Source organism: Sorangium sp. So ce448, assembly GCF_051520915.1.
Lineage (GTDB): Bacteria > Myxococcota_A > Polyangia > Polyangiales > Polyangiaceae > Sorangium > Sorangium cellulosum_B.
The window spans coordinates 5,293,900-5,313,198 of sequence record NZ_CP150343.1 but is presented as its reverse complement, the minus strand read 5'-3'; the positions used below and the strand labels follow the sequence as shown (position 1 = coordinate 5,313,198).

Below are 19,299 nucleotides of genomic sequence, written 5' to 3'. Positions count from 1 at the left end.
CGCCGCGCTCTCGGTGACGCCGCGCACGCCTGTCCTGTCGACGCCACGCTACCCCTTCCCTGTTGACGCCGTGCCCCCCGGTGCGGTTCTCTCGGGCGCCGGTGCAACTCGAATGTGAGACCTGCGGCGCCTCGCTGCGCGTCGAAGCGGACCAGCGGACCGCGGTGTGCCCTTATTGCGCCTCGCCCTCGGTGGTGGAGCGGCCGCCCTCCCATGATCGGCCGTCGCCGCACTTCGTCGTCGGGTTCACCACGACGCGGGAGAGCGCGCAGGGCGCGGTCAAGGCGTGGCTGGGAAAGCGGAGCTTCTTCGTGCAGTCCAGCGTCAAGACGGCGACGATCGACGCGATCCGCGGCGTCTACACGCCCGCCTACCTGTACTCGGCGATGGCGCAGACGCGCTACGCGGCGCAGATCGGCGAGGACTACCAGGAAACCGAGACGTACACGACGACCGACGACAAGGGGAACAGCGTCACCCGGACGCGCGTCGTCACAAGGACCGAGCACCGGCACCTCGAAGGTCAACATGCGACCTACGTCATGGACGTGCTCGTCGTGGCGTCTCGCGCCGTCCCGAACGCCGAGCTCGAGGCGATCGAGCCGTTCGACCTCCGCACGATGCGGCGCTACACGCCCGCGGTGCTCAGCGGCTGGATCGCCGAGGAGCCGACGATGACCCAGGCCGAGTGTTACGGCCTCGCGCGGCGGGAGGCGCTCGAGAAGATCGGCCGCGACCTCTCGGGCTTCATGCCCGGGGACAGCCACCACGGCCTGACGCACGAGACGCACCTCGACCGCGAGACGCTCGAGCTGCTCTATGTGCCCCTCTGGGTGCTCGCCATCCGGCACGACCCGCAGAAGCCGCCCTTCCGCGTCCTCATCAACGGCCAGACCGGCGCGATCCACGGCAAGGCCCCCGTCTCCTGGATCAAGATCGCCCTCGCCGTCGTGCTCGTGATCGCGCTGATCGCGGCGCCGTTCCTCCTCGTCGCGGCGCGCGACCGGGGCCGCGATCCCGCCGAACGGCGCGGCGCCGCGCGTCCGCCCGCCGCCGCCCCCGCCGCCGCCCCCGCGCCGACCGAGCGCGTCCGCCCCGGGAGCAGCCCCACACCGACCGGAGGGACGCGATGAGCGCGAGCATGGACGTCGCCTCGGCCACCACGAGCGCCACGGGGCCGTGCTGCGCGCGCTGCCAGGGGCCGCTGGAGCCGGGGGACCTGCGCTGCGCCGTCTGCGGCCTCGCCGCGCCGCAGGGCCGCGCCCCGGCCCCGCAGGCGGTGCAGGTGCTGCGGTGCACCGAGTGCGGCGCCGCGGTCGCGTACTCGGCCGAGGCGCAGGCGCCGAAGTGCCGCTTCTGCGGCGCCGTCACGCGGCTCGAGCAGCCGGTCGACCCGATCGAACAGGCCGACTGGCTGCTCCCGTTCGGGGTGCCCCCCGATCAGGCCGATCAGGCGCTGCGGCGGTGGATGTCGACGCTCGGCTTCTTCCGGCCGTCGGATCTCTCCCGCACGGCGACCATCGACGGGCTGCGCCCGATCTGGTGGGCGGGCTGGCTCGTCAGCGCGGACGCCGTGGTGAGCTGGACGGCGGACTCCAACGCGGGCGCCCGGCTGAGCAGCTGGGCACCGCACGCCGGACAGACGCAGCTGCCGTTCCGCAACCTGCTCCTGTCCGCCTCACGCGGGCTCTCGCTTGGCGAGGCCCAGGAGCTCGCGCCGTACTTCCGGCTCGATCTGGCGGTGCCCGCCGCGCACCGGACACAGCAGCAGCTCGGCCCGCCCGACGCGGTGCTGGAGCAGTTCGACGCGCAGCGCTCGGCGGCGCGGAAGATCGTCAGCGAGCGGATCGCCGCCAGCGCAGAGGACGCCCTGAAGCGAGGCGTCATCCCGGGGTCCACGTTTCGCAACGTGCACGTGGCGGTGCTCCTGCACGCCCTGGAGACCCGCCGGCTGGCGCTGCCATCGTACGTGCTCGCCTACCGCTACAAGGGGCGCAGCTACCGCGCCGTCGTCCACGGCCAGGACGCGAGCCACGTCACAGGCACGGCGCCCATCGCGTGGGGCAAGGTGGCGCTGGTGGTCGCCGGCGCGCTCGCGCTCGTCATGCTCGTGATCGGGGCGCTCGTGCTCGCCCGCGCAGCATAGCTTCGCCCTTTCTCGGTCCTCTCCCCCTCCCCCTGCCCGCTCGCCCAGCTCCAGCGCTGCGCGGGCGCGGCGGGCCGCGCCAGACGCTGTGGCGGAATGCCGCGAGCGCACGCTCGGTGCGGCACAGAAGAGCCATGATCCGCGCCCTCCACCGCGCGCCCCGGCCATGGTCCGGATCTCGCACTGAGGCCGGAGCTCGATGGAGGAAACCATGGAAACTGGATCACGGGAGAAGCTGCTGGAGATCCTCAAGAAGTTCCGGACTGCCATGCTCGTCACGCACGCCAGCCAGGGGGCGCTGCGGGCGCGTCCGATGGCGCTCACGAAGGTCGACAGCGATACCGGGGACGTCTGGTTCATGACGAGCATCGACTCGGGCAAGGTCGATGAGATCGAGTCGCAGCCCGAGGTGAATGTGACCCTCCAGGAGGGGCGCCGCTTCCTGTCGCTCTCGGGCAGCGCCTCGATCGTGCGGAGTCGGACGAAGATCGAGGCCCTGTGGTCGGAGGAGGCGAAGGTGTTCTTCCCGCAGGGCAAGGACGATCCCTCCCTCGCGCTCATCCACGTGAGCCCGCGCGAAGGCGAGTACTGGGACAACGAAGGCGCGGCGGGGCTCCGGTTCCTCGTCGAGGCGGTCAAGGCGTACGTCACCGGGACGACGCCGAAGACCGACGCCGCCCAGCACGGCTCGGTGCCGCTGAACGGCGGGCAAGCCGGCGATGCCCGGGTGTCCGCGCGATAACGATCCACGCCGTCGCGCCGTGCCTCGGGGCGGGACGGAGCGTGGCGCATCCCTTGCTCCTCTCGGGATTGCGCCGCGCTCCTCTCCACCGGGGCGGAGGTGACGCGAGAACCCGTCAGCAGCGAGGTTGGGCATGGGGATCTTCACGATGTCTCGTCGAGCTCAGATGGTCGTGGTCGCGGCGGCGGCGGTCGTCGTCATCGTCGGGCTGCGCTACGCGGAGCCGTTCCTCGTGCCGGTGCTGTTCGGCGTCGCGCTCGCGGCGATCTCGTCGCCCATCGCGACCTGGGTGACCCGCCGCGGGCTGCCCGCGGCCCTCGGGGCGCTGGCCGCGCTCGTGGTCGATCTGGCCATCCTTGTCTTCGTCGGGGCGGTGGTCACCATCGCCGGGGTGGAGCTCGAGGAGAAGGTGCCGGTCTACCTGGTCCGGATGTCCTCGATGACCGAGGCGCTCGCCATGACGCTCACGGAGCGCGGCTTCCCGGTGAACCCGGAGTTCCTCTCGCGCACGCTGCACACGGCGTCCCTGGTCCCCCTCCTCGGCGGGGCCGCGGTCACGGTCGCCAGCGCGGCGTCGAGCCTCGGGGTGGTGCTCCTCGTCGTGTTCTTCGCGCTCTGCGAGGGCGCCGGCGCGGGCGCGAAGGTGCGGCGGCTGCTCTCGACCCCTGCGCGCGGGCTCGAGCACGTCGATCGCATCGTGCGGGAGGTGAAGAAGTACCTCGTGGTGAAGACGCTGACGAGCCTGCTCGTCGCCGTCCTCGCCTACGTGCTCCTGGTCCTCCTGGGCGTGGACCTGGCGCTCCTCCTGGCGTCGAGCCTGTTCGTCCTGCACTTCATCCCCAACATCGGCGCGGCGGTCGCGACGATCCCGGCCGTGCTCGCCGCGCTGGCAAGCCAGGGCCCCGGCACCGCGGCCCTCGTGGCCATCGGGTACCTGCTGATCAACCTGCTGGTGGGCAACGTGCTCGAGCCGCGCGTGCTCGGGCGGACCCTGGGCCTGTCGCCGCTCGCCGTCCTGATCGGCATGCTCTTCTGGGGCTGGCTCTGGGGGCCGGCGGGCGCGCTCCTGTCGGTGCCCATCATGATGGTCGCGAAGATCACGCTGGAGAACGTGGAGGGGCTCTCGTGGGTCGCGCGCATCATGGAGCCCGCGCCCGAGGAGCCAGAGACAGCGCCCGTCAGCGGCGAGCCGGCGCCCGGCTCGCTGCTGCGGCCGAGCGTCGCGGGAGCGCGGAGATCCGGGTAGCGATACGTGGTCTCGTGCACCAGGTCTTCTCTCGAAGATCTGCCCATGACCACGAGCCTCATCACGAGCGCGAAGCCGAATCAGCGATCGGAGGGCGAGCAGGCGACGCCAGCGAACCCCGATTTCCGCGCGATCTTCGAGGGGCTCCCGGGGTGTTACCTCGTGCTCCGCCCGGACCTCACCGTCGCCGCCGTGAGCGACGCCTACCTGAAGGCCACGAACACGCGGCGCGAAGAGATCCTGGGTTGTGGCATCTTTGATGTCTTCCCGGACAACCCGGACGATCCGAACGCGACCGGCGTCAAGAACCTGCGCGCCTCGCTCGAGCGTGTGATCGAGACACGCGCCCCCGACAGCATGGCCGTGCAGAAATACGCTGTCCAGCGCCCTGAAGCGGAGGGAGGCGGCTTCGAGGAACGGCACTGGAGCCCCGTGAACTCGCCCATCGTGGGGCCGGACGGCGACGTCGTGTACATCATCCACCGCGTCGAGGACGTGACCGAGTTCGTCCGGCTGAAGCAGCGCGGGATCGAGCAGACCCGGCGCACGGAGGAGCTCAAGACGCGGGCGGAGCGGGTCGAGGCCGAGGTCTTCCTCCGGGCGCAGGAGATCCAGCGCGCGAACGAGCAGCTCCGCGTGGCGAACGAGCAGCTCAGCCGGATCGACGAGCTCAAGACCAGGTTCTTCTCGAACCTGAGCCACGAGTTCCGGACGCCGCTCACGCTCATGCTCTGCCCGATCGACGAGCTGCTGACGAGCGAGCCCGGCGGCCTCACCGGCAGGCAACACGAGCTCGTCGAGCTCGCGCGCCGCAACGCGCGGCGGCTCCTCAAGCTCGTGAACAACCTGCTCGACTTCGCCCGGATCGAGGCCGCCGGGATGCAGGTCTCCTACGAGGCGCTCGACCTCTCGGCGCTGACCGCCGAGGTGGCGAGCGCGTTCCGCGGGCCCATGGATCGGGCGGGGCTCCGGCTCGTCGTCGACTGCCCGCCGCTCCCGGAGCGCGTCTACGTCGATCGCGAGATGTGGGAGAAGATCGTCCTCAACCTGGTCTCGAACGCGTTCAAGTTCACGTTCGAGGGCGAGATCGCGATCTCGCTCCGATGGGGCGGCGACCACGTGCTCCTCGAGGTCAGCGACACGGGGATAGGGATCGACGCCGGCGAGCTCTCTCGGATCTTCGAGCGCTTCCACCGGATCCAGGGGGCGCGCGGGCGGAGCTACGAAGGCTCCGGCATCGGCCTCGCCCTCGTGCGGGAGCTTGTCCGGTTCCACATGGGCGACGTCCAGGCGACGAGCGAGGTCGGTCGTGGCAGCACGTTCACCGTCCGCATCCCCGCCGGATCCGCGCACGTGCCCGCGGAGCGCATCGGCGCCGAGCGGGAGCTCGGCATGACGGCCGTGACGGTCCAGGCGTTCGTGGAGGAAGCGTCGCAGTGGGTCTCCGGGCCCGCGCCGTCGGCGGAGCTGCCGCTCGGGACACCGGCAAGCGCGGAAGACGCGCGCCCGGCGGAGGGCCCGGCCGGCCACGTCCTGCTCGTCGAGGACAACCCCGACATGCGGAGCTACCTCCGGGACATCCTCGCGACGCGGTGGACCGTCGAGGCCGTCGAGAACGGCGAGATGGCGCTCTGCGCTGTGCGCTCGCGTGTACCCGATCTCGTGCTCACCGACATCATGATGCCCGGGCTCGACGGGTTCGGCCTGCTCAAGGCGCTGCGGGCCGAGCCGAGGACGAGGCTCGTCCCGGTGGTGTTCATCTCGGCCCGATCCGGCGAGGCGTCGCGCGTGCACGGCGCCGAGGCGGGCGCGGACGATTACCTCGTGAAGCCGTTCTCGGTCCGCGAGCTGCTCGCGCGGGTCGGCGGTCGCATCGAGATCGCCAGGCTGCGCCGCCAGGTCGCCGAGGACGTCGAGCGCCTCCGCGAGAGCGAGCAGCGCTTCCGCTCCCTCGCCGACTGCGCCCCCATGATGATCTGGATGTCCGGGCCCTCCGGCGGGTGCGAGTACGTCAACACGACGTGGCTGCGCTTCACGGGGCGCTCCCTCGAAGAGGAGCTGGGGGACGGCTGGCTCGACGCGATCCACCCGGACGATCGCCCGCTCGTCGCGAGCGCGTGCGCCGAATCGATGGAGACGCATGAGCCATTCATGCTGGAATGCCAGATGCTCCGGCGGGACGGCGAGAGCCGGTGGGTCGTGACGCAGGGCGCCCCGCGCTACGGCGCCGCCGGAGCGTTCCTGGGGTTCGTCGGCTCGTCCCTGGACATCACCGAGCGCAAGCGCGTCGAGGACGCGCTGGCGGACGCGGATCGCCGGAAGGACGAGTTCCTGGCCATGCTGGGGCACGAGCTGCGCAACCCCATGGCGCCCATCTGCGTGGCCGTGGAGCTCCTCCGGCGGCGGAGCCGCGGCGGGCCGCCGGACCAGCACGTCGAGGTGATCGCGCGGCAAACGAGGACCTTGATGCGCCTCGTGGACGATCTGCTCGACGTGTCGCGCATCACCCGGGGAAAGATCGAGCTGCGCAAGGAGCGGATCGACGTCAAGGCCGCCGTGACGCGCGCCGTGGCGTCGACGCGCGAGCAGATCGAGGCGCGGCGGCACCAGATCCGGCTCGTGCTGCCGGCGGCCGCCGTCCACGTCCTCGGGGACGACGTCCGCCTCGAGCAGATCCTCGTCAACCTGCTCACCAACGCGTGCAAGTACACCGACCCCGGGGGCCACATCGGGGTGGCGGTCGAGCAGCGCGGCGACCGGGTGGAGCTGCGCGTCCGCGACAACGGGATCGGGATCGCCGGGGAGGTGCTGCCCCATGTCTTCGAGCTGTTCCATCAGGCGGATCGCAGCCTCGATCGGGCGCCCGGCGGCCTCGGTATCGGGCTGACCATCGTCCGCGATCTGGTCGCCCTCCACGGCGGGAGCATCGAAGCGACGAGCCCGGGGCCAGGGCAAGGCAGCGAGTTCGTCGTGCGTCTCCCCGTTGCGGCGGAGGAGCGCGCGCCCGCGGCGGCGGACGAGCGTGTTCCCGCGGCGGCGGACGAGCGCGTGCCCGCCGCGGCCGTCGGGGCGTCGTCCGCGCCCTCGAAGAGCGCAGAGCAGCCGTCTCCGGCGGCGAGGAAGCTCCGCGTCCTCATCGTGGAGGACAACGTGGACGCGGCGAGCACCCTCGCCGACGCGTTGCTGGCCCTCGGGCAAGAGGTGTGGATCGCCGGCGACGGCCCGCGCGCGTTGAAGGCCGCGGCCGAGCATCGGCCCGATCTCGTGCTCCTCGACATCGGGCTCCCAGGAATGGACGGCTACGAGGTGGCGCGGCGCCTGAGGGAGGCTGAGCTGTGCTCGGGCGCGCTCATCGCGCTCACGGGGTACGGGCAGGCGTCGGACCGCCGCCGCGCCGAGGCGGCAGGGTTCGACGCCCACTTCGTCAAGCCGATGTCGCTGGACGCGCTCGCCGGGGTCGTCGACGCTGCCGCGGCGTCCGGAGCGCGTCAGGGCGCCGCGGACGGCGCCGGCGCGAGCCCGAAGACGCGCTCGTGACGGGCGCTCACGTGACAACCCATGCACGAGGCGACCCGGCCGGCGGAGCGATGATCACGATGCCCTTGGGCGGGTGCTTACGCGCGGGGCCCCAGGCCCACCCCGCGGGACAAACACCTTCCACGGTGACCTGCCGAGATGTCCATGGAGAAGGGGCCTCGCGCAGCAGGGCCTGTGGCTGGAGGCGGGCCTCTTGCGCGCGCTGTCGCTAACGGTCGGACAAGTCCGCTGACGAAATGGTCTCCAGCCCACGCAGAGCATCCTTCAGCTTGGCAGCCGCCGTGGCATTGATCTCTTCAAGGATGCCAATCCCCTCGCGCACGAGCGCCAAGCCGTGCCCGGTTTGCCCTTGTACGGCTTCCACTATGCCAAGCATCATAAGTGATGTCGCTCGGGTGCTCTTGACTCCGAGCTCTTCGCTGATCTTCAGCGACTCGCGCCATAGATCTCGCGCTTCTGCGAAGTTGCCCTCAAGGCACAAGATGTTGCCAAGCTCGCGAAGCACCGCCAATCGGCACGTCGCGCTTCCCATTTTCTCGCTGAGCTTCAGCGACTCATCCAGCAGCTCCCGCGCCTCGGAATGGTTACCCTGTCGAATCGCGAGCGTCGCGAGACGATGCAACGAGGCGAATCGAACGATCAGATTCCCGAATGTGTCGCCGAGCGCGAGCGACTCGCGAGCCAGCTCTTGCGCTTTCGCGTGGTTACCCATGCGGGCCTCGATGAACGACAGCTCGAGCAGCGAGGCAGCCCGTCCCACCTGATCTCCGAGCTCCTCGATGAGCTGCAATGATTCTCTTGCCAGCTCTTGCGCTTTCGCGTTGTCACCAAGGCCCCCCTCGATGATTGATAGCTGTTGCAAGGATGCCGCACGGCCACGCTGGTTTCCAAGCTTCTCGAAGAGCTCCAGTGCGGCTTGCACGAAGCGACGCGCGGCGGCCAGATCGCCTTGGAGGGCATGGACCTGGGCGACTTCGTTGAGGAGCACAGCTCGCATGGTGGCATCGTTGGTCGCTTCGCAGAGCTTCAGTGCCGCGTGGAAACGCGCGAGCGCCTGGGTGAGCTCACCGCGTACCGCCAGCAGCACCCCATCCACGTGCACGCGTCGGGCATCGTGGGCTCGGGCGTCTGGGTGCTTCATATCGTGCTGTGCGAGCAAGTCGGCCGCTTGGTCGACATGGCCGGAGACAGCGGCCTCGTGCGCGAGCGACAGCAAACCCTTCGGTATCCTCGTCGGATCTGCGCCGAGATGGTGCGGTGCGACGAACGACGCAGTCGGCGAGAGGAACGCTTGATCCAAGATCGGATCCATCGCCTCCCCTGGCTCCTCGGGGAGCCAGAGCCCGGCGAAGTCGCAGAAGTCGGGCGCATGCCGCTGCAGCGCCAGCGCCGCCGCGGGGTGGACCACGACCACCCAGGGCAGCGCGAACCGTCGCGCGAGTTCGTCCCGGTGTACGTTGAGCGCGGCGCAGATCCTGGCGGCATCGTCCGACTCCTCGAGACGCGTGAGCATGAGCACCGAGGTCTCCTCAGGAGATGGGCACGCCTCCTCGAGAAAGGTGCGGATCGGCTGCGCGCCGACGGAAGTGAGCCTCGCGATACATAGACTCGGCACGGCTGCGCGCGTGGCTGCGGCGAGCGCCTCGCGCTGCACAGGCCGCCTGACCTCCACGACGGCGAGCATGAAACCTTCTCCTACAGACCACTCGAGGAAGCGCCGGTAGGCGGCTCCGCGCTCCGGTCCGAGGATGCGCTCCAAGTCACCGGGCTCTTCGGGCGCCGCTTCGTCGCCCGGCGTGGCGCGCCGCTCTGCTGCGCTATCGGCGGAGGACGTCGTGCTGCGCATTCACGAACTCCGGGATCTCGGCCACCAGCGGGTGGACGTCGTACCAGCCATCGCCGTTGTACTTGAAGGCGAGCCGGTGGAAGAGCACGTCCATGCACGCTTTATCAGGAAAAATCTGCTTGTCTCGGGCGAGCTTCACAAGCGCGTCGAGCCAGCCATTGGCGTTGATGAGATCGCGCATCCGCTGCCGCCGCAGCGCCACTGCCCGCTCGACGTCCGCCCTGGCGAGGACAGCGCCGTTCGCCATGTAGGCAGACTGGGTGACGAGATCGAGCAGCTCCCGCACTGCCCCGCCGCTCGCTGCGATCAGGCGGTCCCGAGCCTCCTGCTCCGGGATCACGGTGTCGAGATCCATCCGGAGTGAGAGCGCCTGTTCCATCAGATCCCGGCCGGGACCGTCAAAGGCGTCGTACTGCTGGTCCTGCCGTCGCAAGCGCACCGTGTAGAGCACGTGGCAGCTGTACAGCGTGTCGAGATGGGCTGACTTCGGCTGGAGCAGGAGGCTGATCGGCGGCGTCAACAGGAGGTTCGTGCGGAGCTCACGCATCCTGTCCGCGCCCTGCACGAGGAGCCGATCGATGACCTCGGGCTCATAGCGGTCCAGATTGTCGACGATCACCAGGAGATCGCGCTCACCGAGCAGCCCGCGCGCTGCGTCGAGCAGCTCGTTCACACTCTGAAGCAGGGTGCCGGGATACTTGCGCAGCACCTGCTTGACCTCCGTACGATATTCGCTTTCCTGCTTGAACAGCGCCTTCAGGGAGCCGAAGAGGCTGCCGATGAACGGCAGCTCCGCCTTGAGCTCCACCCCAGCCGCAGCTTCGGCGTTGTAGTTCTGCGCCCACTTGGTCGTGCGGACGACCTCATCGAACCATCCCGTCACGCGCTTCAGCAGGTCAGCCGGCAGCGGTGTCCCCCGCTCGCGCATTCTCTGCTCGACCGCCAGCGCCATGTTGAGCAGCAGATCCTCCGCCTCGATACGAAACGGATCCATCTCGACTGTCGCCTCGATGTACACCGGCTCGTACTGGTCGCTCAACCGTTCGGTCAGCCGGAGGATCTCGGTGCTCTTGCCCGCTCCACGGTGACTCACGAAGGTGGCGTGAACAAACTGGCCTTCGGGTCGCCATGTGAGCTCTTTCTCCAGCGCCGCCATGGACTGATCGCCGCGCGCCAACGAGAAGTCCTGCCAGCGTGGATCGTCGTTCGGAAGCGGTACGTCCGGGTCGCTGTTGCGCACGAGATCCCGGAGCGTCTTCGCTGGAGAAAGAAGGGAGACAGCACCGCGGGCGAAGGGAGCAAGAAGGGAGGCAGGACTGCGGACGCGGTTCGACATAGGTGCCAGGGCTCCGGGCGCCAGCGTAGTCCAAGATGCCGGCGGAGGCACAAGAGCGGCAGAGCGCCGCCCCCGAGCCCGTCAGGGCGCCGCGGACGGCGCCGGCGCGAGCCCGAAGACGCGCTCGTGACGGGCGCTCACGTGACAACCCATGCACGAGGCGACCCGGCCGGCGGAGGTCACCTGGCCCGCGGCCGTGACCGTGCCGTAGACCCAGCCCGCGTCGGTGCCGGGCGTGTCCGGCGCGACCTTGAGCACCACGTACGCGCCGGCGAGGCGCGACGCGCGGTAGACGCGATCGCCGTCGCGCAGGATGGGATCGAAGTGATCCGCGGACTCCGGCGGGGTGGCGCCGGCGCCCGGGAGGGCGGCCGCCGCGCCGTCCTCCACCAGCTCCGGGACAAAGCTCTCCTTGACCAGGACCTGCCCGACCGGCTGAGCGACGGGCGCCTGTCCGTCGACGAGCGGATAGCGATCGCGGTGCTTGGCGAACACCGAGTAGAGCTTGCGGGCGTGGCCGCCATCCTCGGCGGCGCTCATGCGGACGCGGCCGGGCAGCGGCATCCGGCACAGCCAGGGCGCCCAGCGGAGCTCGTCGTCGACGCGCCCCCAGGGCTTGTAGTCGCGAAAGGCGGCGGCGATGAGCGGGGCGAGCCGGGGGTCGATCTCGGCCTCGGCGGTGCCCGTCGCGGGTGGCGAGCCCGGCGCATCCGCCGAGGAGGAGGAGACGGGGGCCGGAGGGGGCGTTGCGCTCCCGGCGTCGTCCGGAGTGACGGGCTCGTCCAGGGCGTGGCTGCAACCGGGCGCGAGCGCGAGGATCAGGAGCAGGGTGAGGCGCATGGAGCGGATCGTACGATCGTGGCGCCGGAAAGGTCTGCCGGGCAGCACGGTTGCGCGCGAAGCGCGATCGCCGGGAACGGTGGCGTCCTCCTACGCGCCGCAGCGCGCCCGCCGGCGACCGTGGTCACGGCGCGGACGGAGCAGGCACGGCCGGCGGCGGCGCGGCGCGGGTCGGCTGGCAACGGGGACAGAAGTAGGTCGACCGCATCATCGTCCCCTGCCGCTGCATCTGGATCGCGGCGCCGCAGTCGTAGCAGGCGTACCCCTCGCGGCCGTAGACGCTGACCGGCCTCCTGCGGTCTCCGCCGGCGCGCGTCGTGCGTGTGGTCATGTAATGTGCGGTCGGCCCACGGTACGCGCTGGCGGCGTCCCGCGGCTCGACGTTGGCTTGCAGGAGGCGGCGGCCGACGTCGAGCATCGCGGAGAGCTCCTCGTCGGAGTACGCGCGGACGGGGGCGAAGGGGTCGAGCCGCGTCCGGAAGAGGAGCTCGCTCTTGTAGATGTTGCCGATGCCGGCGACGACGCGCTGGTCCATGACGGCGACGCCGAGCGGCACCTCGTCGAGGGCGCGCAGGCGGCGGAGCGCCTCGGTGGCGTCGAAGGCGTCGCCGAGCAGATCCGGGCCGAGGGCGCCGAGGAGGCGGTCGCCGCGCAGGGCGCTCGCGCGGAGCAGGCGCGCGACGGGCGCGCGGAAGCAGACGGCGACGTAGCCCGGGACCGCGAGGATGGCCGACGCCGTCGCCTCGGACCGCTTCCAGCGCTCGCCCTCGCGGTAGAGGTGCCAGGCCCCGCTCATGCGCAGGTGCGTGTGGAGGACGGTCCCCTCGTCGAAGAAGATCAGGAGGTTCTTGCCGCGCGCCTCCACGCGCTCGACGCGGCGGCCGACGAGCCAACGGCACGGCTGGTCGCTCCTGGGCAGCTCCAGCGCGACGACGCGCGCGCCGGTGAGCGCGGGGCCGAGGGCGGCGGCGATGCGGAAGAGGGTGTCGCCTTCAGGCATGAGCGGTGCTTTGAAGCTCTGGTACGGACCGGCCGGATCGCAAGGGGCACGAGCGCAAGAGCCAGGAACTCACCGCATCGCCGGCCTCGCTTCGCGCTCGCCTGAACATGTATGCTCGCATCCTCGATTCGCGGCAGTTCAGCGTCGCGACCCTGGAGAGCTGCTCGATGCCTCACCCGACCTGGTGCCCCATCGCCCTGCTGGCGGCGTCGCTCTGCGCGTGTGCCGCGCCTGCGCCCCCGCGCCCGCCGGCCGAGCGTCCGATCGCCGTACCCATCGCGCCCGCGGCGCCGCCCGTCGCTCCGGACGCCCCGCCCGACGCAGCCTCGCCGCCGGAGGTCGAGATCCGAGGCCACCAGATCCTCCTGGACGGCCGGCTCGTGGGCGACGCGAAGAGCATCGCCGAGCTCGGCCAGCTGACCAAGGTCGATGAGCTGTTCGTGCAGCTGGAGGCGCGCCGCGCCCGCGAGAGCGACCGCGGCGCGCCCGCGCAGGGCGAGATCGCCGTCGTGGCCGACGGATCGGTCGCCTGGATCGTCATCGAGAGCGTGTCGCGCACGGCGGCCTTCGCCGGCTACCCCGTGGCGCTGCTGCGCATCGGCGTGGGCGGGCTCCGTTTCCGCACGCCCGTGCCCGGCTCTCCCGGTGAGGAAGCCTCGGAGCCGCCGTGGTTCGAGATCGCCGTCGATGTCCGCGAACGCGACGTGGAGGTGAGCCTCTTCGAGCTGACCGTCGCCCCGCCGAGCGCCTCGGAGGGCGGCGGGTTCGTCCGGACGCTCGTGAAGCGCGAGGTCGTCGGCCCGCAGCGGGAACGCGCCTCCGCCGCGCTCGCGGAGCTCGCCGAAGCCGCGTGCGCGAAGGCGCCGCGGACCTGCCTCGACCGCATCGGCCTGCGCGCCGTGCCAGGAGCGAGCTTCGCCGACGTCAAGGAGGTCGTGTCGACCACCCTCGCCCGCGCGCGGCAATGGACGGAGCGACCGCCGGGCTCGAAGCCGGAGATCCTCATGCTCCGAGCCCTCCCCCGCGAGGGTCGGTTCACCGGGCCGCCAGGATCGCCGCCCTCGTTTCGCGCGCTCTCGATGGAGGTCTCGGGCCGGCTGCCCCCCGAGGAGATCCGGAACGTGGTTCGCGCGCGGTTCGGTGCGCTGCGCAAATGCTACGAGGACGGGCTGCGCCGCGATCCCAACCTCGCTGGCCGGATCACGGTGCGCTTCGTCATCGGCAGGGACGGCAAGGTGACGGCCGTCGCCGAGGACGCTCCGCAGCCGAAAAGCCCCCCGCAATCGACCGCGAGCGCGCCCATGCCGGATCGCGCGGTCGTGAGCTGCGTCCTGCGCGAGTTCGAGAAGTTCACGTTCCCGGCGCCCGAGGGCGGCGTCGTCACGGTGGTGTATCCCATCATGTTCTCGCCAAGCTCGTGACGCCGACGCGGTAGCGCGAGCGGCCGTCTCGCGCGGCGCGGACGGCGCCGCCGCGCTCAGGCCTTTCGATCCGCGCGCGGGCTGATCACATACCCCTTCCGCGCCAGCGCGTGCCGGAACCCGGCTTGCAGGTCCCGGTGCGTCGCGAGCTTGCCGAGCTCGATGCCGAGCTCGATCACGGTGCGGGCGATGCTGGGCGAGGCGCCGACGACGCTGCACTCGGCACCGAGGAGCCCCGCGGCGCGCGTGGCCTGGAGCAGGTGGTTGGCCACCGCGGTGTCGACCGACGTGACGCCGGTGATATCGATGATGACGAACTCGGCGTGGTGCCGCTCGACCGCGGCGACGAGCGACTCCACGAGCTGGGCGCCGCGCGAGCTGTCCATCTGGCCGACGAGCGGGACGACGAGGATGCCCGGGTGGATGGGGATGCTCGGCGTCGAGAGCTCCTGGATGAGCTCGATCAGCCGCCGCTGCGTCTCCAGGAGGATCGACTCCTGGCGCTTCGCGTCCTCGATCTTCTTGCGCTCGGTGATGTCCTCGACGAGCCCGAGGAGATAACGGCCCTTGCCCCTGGCGCCCTCCATGGGGATGAACCGGGCGCGACCGATGCGGTCCCCGAAGCGCTTCGAGGGGACGCGGAGCTCCGGGAACTCGACCGGTACGCCCCCCGCGAGCACGGCGCGGGCCTCGGCGTCCACCTTCGCGGCCAGCGCCTGCGGCAACAAGTCGCTGGCGCACAAGCCGATCAGCTCTCCTCGCGCGTGGCCATGGAACTCCTCGAAAGCCTTGTTCACCCGCACATAGCGGAGCCCCGCCGCATCCTTGACGAAGAGCATCAGCGGGAGGTGCTCGATGATGCCGTCGAGGAGGAGGCGCGCGCTCTCGAGCGACGCCTCCGTCGCCCTGCGCTCGGTGACGTCGTCGTAGACCACGGCGGCGCACCGATCGCCTACGGCGAACGACCACGTCGTCATGACGTGCGTGCCCTCTTCCCGGGGGACGATCACCTCGCTCTCGTCCGTCCCGCCGCAGCGGATCAGCTCCGCCAGGCGCTGCGGAATGCCGATCTGCCGGAGGCTGGGGACGCTCTCGTCCAGGGTCCGGCCCAGCATCGACGCGGTGGGCCTGCTGGCGATCCGCTCGGCGGCGCGGTTCATGTAGACGTACCGGAGCGACCGGTCATCCTCCGGGTCGTCGAGGGTGATGAACGTGCAGCCGAGGTGCATGGACTCGACCACCTGCGCGCACCGGCGCTGGTGCTCCCGGACGCTGCGTTCGCCTCCATCGATGAGGCGGAGCAGGGCGCCGCGCCCGCCGGCGATCGTGCAGGCGAGCCCGCGGAGCATCCACCGCGGCGCGCCGCGGCCCTCGTCCGGGAGGTCGATCTCGGCGCGATCGACCTCGCCCGAGAGGATCGCCTGGATCCGGGCGACGTCGGCGGCCGCGGGCGCCAGCGACAGGAGCACGCGATCGCCCTCCGGCGACAGCGGCAGGCTCGGCGCCCCGAGCCCCGAGAGGAGGCGATCGAGCTGCTCGTTCTTGCACAGGACGGCGCCCCGCGCGTCGATGACGAGCGCTGGGTCGTCCAGGGCCTCGATCAGGAGACGTGGATCGATGTGAAGAGTCTCTGCGCGATCTTCGGCTGTCGTGTGCACGCACCCACCCCGTGAGCCCGATGCGAGGGCCGAGCGCGGCCCCCGCTGCTGAACGGTCACAACCGGGCGCATCATCGCCCCGTTCTCGCGCTGCTGCACCCTCCGGATGAGCGGAGTCGCCGAAAGGGGGAGGCGGCGTTCGCGCCGGAGGCGCTCTCCGGCGCCGGAGCGAGCTCGACGGCGCGGGGCCGCCGCGCGTGAAGCCCTGTCAGATCGCGCTCACGCTGGCGCGGCTCTCCTGCGGGGGCTGCGGCGCCATGCGCCGGATACAGTAGCTCAGGGCGGCCCGCAGATCGCGTTGCGTCGAGATCGTCGAGAGATCGAGCCCCAGCGCGACCATCGTCTGCGCGACGTTCGGCTTGATGCCGGCGACGATGCCTTCGGCGCCGAGCAGGCGGATCGCCGCCACGAGCTCGATGAGGTGGCTCGCCACCTTCGTGTCCACCATGTCGACCCCGGTCAGATCGAGGATCGCGAAATGGGCTTGTTTCTCCGTGATGCGCGCGAGCAGCGCATCCATCACCTCGGCCGTCCGCACGCTGTCGACCACGCCGATCATGGGGAGCGTCAGCACCCCGTTCCACACCTCGATGATCGGCGTGGAGAGGGTGCGAATCACCTCCTGCTGCTTCTCGATCTGAGAGAGCCTGGTCCGCAGCTCTTCCTGCGCGCGCTTCACCGCGGTGACGTCGAGCGAGAACCCGAGCACCACGTCGACCTCGTCGCGCTCGTTGAGCACGGGGACGACCCAGCTCTCCCAGTGGACGCCGTGCGCCGTGTTGTGGTCATGGGCCATCGCGCCGGCGAGCGCTCCCCGCAGGACGATGCGGTCTCTCTCGGGATAGAGCTCGAGCATGTTCTTCCCGAGGAGCGCGCCCCTCGCGAGCCCGGTGGCGTCGAGCCCCTTGCCGTCGTGGTAGATGACGGTCCCCTCGGTGTCGATCGCCCAGAGGACGACGTGGAGGCTGTCTGCCAGCCCGTCGAGGAGCCGCTCCTTGAGGCTCGGCTCTGCCGGGCTGCGCTCGCCGTCGGCCTGCCGCAGCGACCCGTGGATCGTGCCCCCTTCGGGCGCCCGGCTCGCGTTGCACGTCAGACGCCGGTAAGCGCCCTGGGCGTCCATCAGGCGCACATCGACCAGCACCGGCTCTGTTTGCTCCTTCAGCCGGATCCACGCAGCGGCGAAGTCGGCGCGATCCTCCGCATGGACGAGCGCCGAGAGCGAGTTGCCATGCGTTATCCCGGCCCCCAGCGCCTGACGGAGCGCGCCGCTCGCGTGCAGCACATCCCCATCGATCCCCGCGATGAAGAGCATCTCTGGACAGGACGCGAAAAATGTGTCCAGCAGCGCCGAAGCGGCGTCCATTTCGTTCGCCATCGTTTCCCTCCCGTATGTCCCCCTTAGACAAGATGGCTTGTATCAGAAGCGCATCGCGGTTGGAAAGGCGCGCTCGCGACAGGATGATGTTGGTGCGATTGGCGACGGATCATGCAGCTCCAGGGGTGCTCGGCGCGCGCGTCACCCGCGCCGCGCCCCGGTGCTCGCTGCGGTCAGCGGCGCGGCCGCACCTTGAACCAGAGCTCGAGGTCCACGTGGCCGTCCTTCGGCTCGTCCGTGACGTAGTGCTCGTGGGAGGCGAAGTCGTCGGGCGCGAGGCTGCTCTCCCTGAACCAGCACGAATAGATGCTGCGATACGCCTCGGGGATCCCGGACACCTCGCCGGCATAGCGGAAGACGGCGTAGCGGCCCTCGCTCATCCGGCCGCGGAAGAGCGGGGGCGGCAGCGGGGTGGTCTTCGGGCAGGGCACGCAGGCGTGGTAGCGGCACAGCTCGGGGGCCGTGATCTGCGGGCTGTCGTGCGGCACGCCCCAGGCATCCACGGCGTCTTCGCAGAGCCCGAGCTGCCGGGCGGCGGCGATGAGGTCCGACCAGAGGCGCTCGAGGGCCGAGACGTCGTACCCGCCCGGGCTGGCGAGGCATGCGAAGTCGAGCCCGCTCGTGGTCTCGAAGCGGACCCGCGCGCTCCACGCCACCGCCTCGATGCGCCGCTCGTCGACGCCGCGCTCGGGCGGGAGCGTGTAGAGCGCTTCCGGCCGAAAGTCCTTTCCGTAGAGCGACGTCAGCTTCCCGATCGCGACGGGGAGGCCGCGCTCCGGGCTCCGCACCTGCGACGGGCTGCAGCCGAAGTGCGCCGCGAACGCCTTCGAGAAGTTCGAGGCGGACGAGTACCCGGACGAGAGCGCCACATCCATGACGCTGCGGTCCGGCTCGTACGCGAGCCGCAGCGCCGATTGCTCGAGCCGCCGCCGGGTGATGAACCGCCCGATGGGCTCGCCGACCGCCGCGTGGAAGACGCGGTGGAAATGGAACTCGCTGAGGCGCGCCGCGCGCGCGACGTCCGCGACCGTGATGGGCCTCTCGAGGTTCGCGGCGATGAAGCGGAGCGCGCGCTCGATCTCGGGCCGGCCGGCGGACTCCGTCACGGCGACCTCCGCGAGGCGGCCCCTGCGAGGGCGAGCGGCGTGCCCGGAGCGCGCGGGCCTTCGAATCGCATGCCCGCATTCTAGAACGGCTCCGGCCGGAGAGGCGCTCTCCGGCGCTCCGAGTGCGGGCGCGCGGCGGTCGACGCTCGAGCGAACGAAGGAGGCGGCGGGCGCCTCAGGGGTCGCCTGGAGATGCTCCTGGCTGGTAGGGTTGGGTTGCCATGGATGTCCGAGCCACGCTGCCGATGACCCCGACCCTCGATCTCTTCGACCTCGATGCATCCTACGCTTACACGAGCGCTGTCCGGCTCCTCAGCCTGGACAGGGCAGCGCCTTTCTGGCCCGATCTGGGGCTCCGCATCGATGACGTCGAGGCGGTGAAGACGGCCGCGCGCCGCTGCGTCCGGGCGGAGATCGCGATCGAGGCGCTGGACGACGAGGAGCGGGATTACGAGGGCATGATCGCTGTGCACATCGCGGCGTTCCTCGCCGACGTGGAGCGCTCCCAGGGCACGGCGGCCGCGGCGCAGATCCGCGCGTGGATCGAGGAGCGCTACTTCGTGCTCGACCGGCTGCCGGACTGGCGGACCATGTGGCAGGTGCTCGTCGTGTGGCTATCGCGCCGCAAGGAGCACCGCGTCGCGCGGTTCGGCCTGCCGCTCGACAAGATCGCCAAGCTCCTCCAGATCGCCCGAGCGTGGGCGGAGACCGAGGACACGCTGGATCGGCGCATCGCCGAGGCGGAAGCGCTCCCGCTGGAAGGATGGGACGCCGAGGCCTACGCGGCGTACCGAGGCGACGACTCCGACCTGAGCCCCCTCACCGCGCTGTCGCAGCACCTGTCCGCGCTCGAGTTCGAGCGCACCTGGGGTGCGATTCAGCGGCTGCTCGGCCCGGCGGAGATGGACGCGCTCGAGCGCTGGGGTCAGGTCGAGGTGATGGCCCACATGGAAACGATGTCGCCCCACGCGGCGTGGATCCCGCCCGAGGGCCGCAGCCTGTCGTGAACGCGACGCTCGCCGCGGGAGCGCCTCCGTCCCGTGCGC

The 19,299-nt window shown here is 70.8% G+C and carries 14 protein-coding genes; 7 read left to right on the top strand and 7 right to left on the bottom strand.

Annotated features, from left to right (window positions below):
- The first annotated feature begins 62 nt into the window (after positions 1-62).
- The 5 genes from WMF45_RS19970 to WMF45_RS19950 all read left to right on the top strand — a co-directional run bounded on the left by WMF45_RS19970 (position 63) and on the right by WMF45_RS19950 (position 7,671).
- Positions 63-1,133, top strand: a complete 1,071-nt coding sequence (locus WMF45_RS19970) for a hypothetical protein (RefSeq protein ID WP_437718472.1) — start codon at positions 63-65, stop codon at positions 1,131-1,133.
- Positions 1,130-2,146 carry a zinc ribbon domain-containing protein gene (locus WMF45_RS19965; protein ID WP_437718471.1) on the top strand — a complete coding sequence of 339 codons (1,017 nt, stop codon included), beginning with the start codon at positions 1,130-1,132 and terminating at the stop codon, positions 2,144-2,146. The genes WMF45_RS19970 and WMF45_RS19965 overlap by 4 nt, the downstream gene beginning before the upstream one ends.
- Positions 2,147-2,357: 211 nt before the next feature.
- Positions 2,358-2,888 carry a pyridoxamine 5'-phosphate oxidase family protein gene (locus WMF45_RS19960; protein WP_437718470.1) on the top strand — a complete coding sequence of 177 codons (531 nt, stop codon included), beginning with the start codon at positions 2,358-2,360 and terminating at the stop codon, positions 2,886-2,888.
- Between the two features lie 148 nt (positions 2,889-3,036).
- Entirely contained in the window at positions 3,037-4,134 is a 1,098-nt protein-coding gene (locus WMF45_RS19955; RefSeq protein WP_437718469.1) for an AI-2E family transporter, read from the top strand.
- 45 nt (positions 4,135-4,179) lie between these two features.
- On the top strand, positions 4,180-7,671 hold the full coding sequence (locus WMF45_RS19950; RefSeq protein ID WP_437718468.1) for an ATP-binding protein: 3,492 nt from the start codon (positions 4,180-4,182) through the stop codon (positions 7,669-7,671).
- Positions 7,672-7,879: 208 nt separating this feature from the next.
- On the opposite strand, the gene WMF45_RS19945 is transcribed toward WMF45_RS19950, so the two are convergent.
- The 4 genes from WMF45_RS19945 to WMF45_RS19930 all read right to left on the bottom strand — a co-directional run bounded on the left by WMF45_RS19945 (position 7,880) and on the right by WMF45_RS19930 (position 12,693).
- Positions 7,880-9,517: a tetratricopeptide repeat protein gene (locus tag WMF45_RS19945; RefSeq protein WP_437718467.1), complete on the bottom strand. Its 1,638-nt coding sequence runs from the start codon at positions 9,515-9,517 to the stop codon at positions 7,880-7,882.
- Positions 9,489-10,853, bottom strand: a complete 1,365-nt coding sequence (locus WMF45_RS19940) for a hypothetical protein (protein ID WP_437718466.1) — start codon at positions 10,851-10,853, stop codon at positions 9,489-9,491. Before WMF45_RS19940 ends, WMF45_RS19945 begins: the two co-directional genes overlap by 29 nt.
- 81 nt (positions 10,854-10,934) lie before the next feature.
- Complete coding sequence (locus WMF45_RS19935) at positions 10,935-11,693, bottom strand: hypothetical protein (protein WP_437718465.1); 759 nt, start codon at positions 11,691-11,693, stop codon at positions 10,935-10,937.
- 124 nt (positions 11,694-11,817) lie between these two features.
- Complete coding sequence (locus WMF45_RS19930) at positions 11,818-12,693, bottom strand: Fpg/Nei family DNA glycosylase (RefSeq protein WP_437718464.1); 876 nt, start codon at positions 12,691-12,693, stop codon at positions 11,818-11,820.
- Between the two features lie 107 nt (positions 12,694-12,800).
- Here WMF45_RS19930 and WMF45_RS19925 point away from each other — a divergent pair, with 107 nt between their 5' ends.
- Positions 12,801-14,114, top strand: coding sequence for an AgmX/PglI C-terminal domain-containing protein (locus WMF45_RS19925; RefSeq protein WP_437718463.1), 1,314 nt, complete (start codon positions 12,801-12,803; stop codon positions 14,112-14,114).
- Positions 14,115-14,170: 56 nt separating this feature from the next.
- Here the strand turns inward: WMF45_RS19925 and WMF45_RS19920 are convergent, their stop codons facing one another.
- The 3 genes from WMF45_RS19920 to WMF45_RS19910 form a co-directional block, all read right to left on the bottom strand.
- Positions 14,171-15,772, bottom strand: coding sequence for a PAS domain-containing protein (locus tag WMF45_RS19920; RefSeq protein ID WP_437718462.1), 1,602 nt, complete (start codon positions 15,770-15,772; stop codon positions 14,171-14,173).
- 208 nt (positions 15,773-15,980) lie between these two features.
- The gene (locus WMF45_RS19915; RefSeq protein ID WP_437718461.1) at positions 15,981-17,147 is read right to left on the bottom strand and encodes an STAS domain-containing protein; all 1,167 of its coding nucleotides are present in this window, start codon (positions 17,145-17,147) and stop codon (positions 15,981-15,983) included.
- A gap of 173 nt (positions 17,148-17,320) precedes the next feature.
- Positions 17,321-18,253 carry an AraC family transcriptional regulator gene (locus WMF45_RS19910; RefSeq protein WP_437718460.1) on the bottom strand — a complete coding sequence of 311 codons (933 nt, stop codon included), beginning with the start codon at positions 18,251-18,253 and terminating at the stop codon, positions 17,321-17,323.
- Positions 18,254-18,474: 221 nt separating this feature from the next.
- Here WMF45_RS19910 and WMF45_RS19905 point away from each other — a divergent pair, with 221 nt between their 5' ends.
- Positions 18,475-19,260, top strand: a complete 786-nt coding sequence (locus WMF45_RS19905; protein ID WP_437718459.1) for a hypothetical protein — start codon at positions 18,475-18,477, stop codon at positions 19,258-19,260.
- The last annotated feature ends 39 nt before the right edge of the window (positions 19,261-19,299 follow it).

Coding starts and splice junctions, on each gene's coding strand:
- WMF45_RS19965 (WP_437718471.1), top strand. CDS start 1,130: ATGAGCGCGAGCATGGACGTCGCCTCGGCCACCACGAGCGCCACGGGG.
- WMF45_RS19960 (WP_437718470.1), top strand. CDS start 2,358: ATGGAAACTGGATCACGGGAGAAGCTGCTGGAGATCCTCAAGAAGTTC.
- WMF45_RS19955 (WP_437718469.1), top strand. CDS start 3,037: ATGTCTCGTCGAGCTCAGATGGTCGTGGTCGCGGCGGCGGCGGTCGTC.
- WMF45_RS19950 (WP_437718468.1), top strand. CDS start 4,180: ATGACCACGAGCCTCATCACGAGCGCGAAGCCGAATCAGCGATCGGAG.
- WMF45_RS19945 (WP_437718467.1), bottom strand. CDS start 9,517: ATGCGCAGCACGACGTCCTCCGCCGATAGCGCAGCAGAGCGGCGCGCC.
- WMF45_RS19940 (WP_437718466.1), bottom strand. CDS start 10,853: ATGTCGAACCGCGTCCGCAGTCCTGCCTCCCTTCTTGCTCCCTTCGCC.
- WMF45_RS19935 (WP_437718465.1), bottom strand. CDS start 11,693: ATGCGCCTCACCCTGCTCCTGATCCTCGCGCTCGCGCCCGGTTGCAGC.
- WMF45_RS19930 (WP_437718464.1), bottom strand. CDS start 12,693: ATGCCTGAAGGCGACACCCTCTTCCGCATCGCCGCCGCCCTCGGCCCC.
- WMF45_RS19925 (WP_437718463.1), top strand. CDS start 12,801: ATGTATGCTCGCATCCTCGATTCGCGGCAGTTCAGCGTCGCGACCCTG.
- WMF45_RS19915 (WP_437718461.1), bottom strand. CDS start 17,147: ATGGCGAACGAAATGGACGCCGCTTCGGCGCTGCTGGACACATTTTTC.
- WMF45_RS19905 (WP_437718459.1), top strand. CDS start 18,475: ATGGATGTCCGAGCCACGCTGCCGATGACCCCGACCCTCGATCTCTTC.